The organism is Paraburkholderia sp. MPAMCS5, assembly GCF_036016995.1.
Taxonomy (GTDB): Bacteria; Pseudomonadota; Gammaproteobacteria; order Burkholderiales; family Burkholderiaceae; genus Paraburkholderia.
Map to the genome: position 1 here is coordinate 1 of NZ_JAYXBK010000039.1, position 1,471 is coordinate 1,471.

Consider the following 1,471-nt stretch of genomic DNA (forward strand, 5'->3'; position numbering starts at 1 on the left):
CCAGCCCTTTCAAGGTCTTGATCAAGATGTCCCGCCTTTGGCGCGTTTAAGCAGGCGAGCGGTACTGTGATGGGCGCGGGCTACCGCGCCTTCGACATAGGGTGCGGGTTTGCGGGTCTTGGGGCCACGCGTGCGTGTGCGCACCTGAATCGGGTTGACGCAGCGGGCCAGCTCGAGCAGTTTGCCGGCAATCACGTCGGGCGTGGCATCGCTCCAGTGCGACCATTCATCTGGCGGCAGCGCGATGAGCATGCCCTCATACTGGCTGCGAATCTGCACGGCGAGGTAATACGTCGAGACGTCCGGCGGCGCTGCACCTGTTTCATCGGCGCCAGCATGCGCAGCTTCAACACTGCGCTTGAGCGTGGCCAGCACGTTGTACGCCAGCACCGCGACGGTAAAGCCCAGCAGCGCGGCACGTGGATGACCCAGGGTGCGGATCTCGCTGTGCAGGACCGACTCGAGTCGCTGGAACATGCCCTCGATACGCCAGCGCTTGCGGTACAGCCGGGCAATCTCGTGTGCGCCCACCGCGGCAGGCAGGTTGCTCCACAACAGAATCACGGTATCGCCCGCTTCAGTCGGCTTGTCCAGCGTCAGCTCGATGCGACGCCAGACGACGCCAGCCTTCAGGTCAATGCGTTGCTCTCGCACCTGACCTGTCTCGATACGTCCACCGTCCACCCACGGCCCACTGCTGGTAAGCGCCGGGCTGTTGCGGCCGTGTTCGCGCACGATGAAGCAGGCCTGTGCCTGATGCCAGCCCTGCAGGATGGTCCCGGTGCAGAAGTTCCGGTCAGCCAGCCACAATTCGCCCGCGCCGGCACATTCAATCAGCGGGGCCATGGCCGAGCGCTCCTGCGCGTGCGCATCCTCGATGGCGACCAGATCCGTGACCAGACCCAGATCCGGCTCATAGACCACCAGCGCGTGCCCCGGCAACGCCGCGCCACGCTGCTCGCGCAACGCCGCCAGCCGTTTCTCGCTGGCCGGCAGGTGATTGCCATCAAGCACCCGCACACGCCAGCCGGGCAGGCTGGGCTGGCATGGCAACGCCGCCAGCACCGGCTCCAGACGCTGTGCGCTGCCCTGTACCAGGGCACGCAGGATCGCGGGTTCGGTGCGGTTGACCTTCTCGTAGAGCGCGGCCAGCGACACCGGCAGGGGCTTCGTCTGTGTCGCTGCAGCGTGCAGCGACGGACTCAGTCCCAGCGACACCAGCGTCATCAGTTCAACCACCGTCGAGAACAGCAATTCACGTGGATATTGCCGCTGCCGGTGCTCGGCGAACACCTCGTCGATCCATTGCGGTGCGATGGCTCTCTGTAGTGCCAGGCGTGCCATCACGCATACCGGTGCCTGCTGCTCGAAACGCTTCATCACCTCGTCGAACATCCCTTCCTACCCGTCGTTCCTTAACATCTCGCCAGGTTACCAGGTTTGCAGCGCAAAGACCTTGAAAGGGCTGGGT

Annotated in this window: 1 protein-coding gene; it reads right to left on the reverse strand. The window is 64.6% G+C overall.

The window, feature by feature from the left end; translation table 11 throughout:
- Positions 1 to 21: 21 nt before the first annotated feature.
- Positions 22 to 1,344: an IS4 family transposase gene (locus tag VOM14_RS31345; protein WP_327632578.1), complete on the reverse strand. Its 1,323-nt coding sequence runs from the start codon at positions 1,342 to 1,344 to the stop codon at positions 22 to 24.
- Between the last annotated feature and the right edge of the window lie 127 nt (positions 1,345 to 1,471).